1 protein-coding gene is annotated in these 725 nt (G+C 71.7%); it reads left to right on the top strand.

What is annotated here, in order from left to right; translation table 11 throughout:
• Nucleotides 1–725, top strand: a 725-nt coding sequence (locus tag ACVCAH_RS38005; protein WP_447141034.1) for a helix-turn-helix transcriptional regulator, incomplete at both ends; no start/stop codon positions are given.

Raw genomic sequence — 725 nt, 5'->3', positions numbered from 1 at the left:
GAGCTCGGCTACCCCATCGCCGCCGTCAAGGGTCCCGACGGTGGCTACCGGCTCAGCGCCGGCACCGAACTACCGCCTCTGCTGTTCGACGACGAGCAGGCCGTCGCCCTCACCATCGCGCTGCAGATCGCCGCTACCACACTGGGTGACGGCACCGGCGAAGCGGCAGCACGGGCGTTGACCACCATCCGGCAGGTCATGCCGTCCCGGCTCCGGCACCGCATCACCGCCCTCCAGATCACCGCCGTCGAACGGCCCGCCACCCGACCGGCCGCCCCGATCGACGGCGACGTGCTCCTGGCGATCAGCTCCGCCGTGCAAGCCCACGAGATCCTCCGCTTCGACTACGGCTCCGAGACCGCGGACAAGCCCCCGCGCCGCGTCGAGCCGCACCACGTCATCACCTGGGACGGACGCTGGTACCTCGTCGCGTGGGACCTCGACCGGTCGGACTGGCGCACCTTCCGCGCCGACCGGATCACCCTGCGCACCCCCAACGGACCCCACTTCACGCCCAGGGAACTGCCCGGCGGCGACGTGACCACCTTCGTCACCAGCAGATTCCGCGGCGCTGACGACGGCACCATCGGCTGGCCCTGCCAGGGCACCGCGATCCTCGACCTGCCGGCCGCCACCGTGGCCCTCTACACGCGCGACGGGATCGTCGAGGAACTCGGCTCGGACCGCTGCCGGCTCACTCTCGGCTCCTGGTCCTGGCCCAGCCT

The sequence above is a fragment of the Micromonospora sp. LZ34 genome, assembly GCF_052981855.1.
This window is presented reverse-complemented; position numbering and strand designations above follow the sequence as displayed.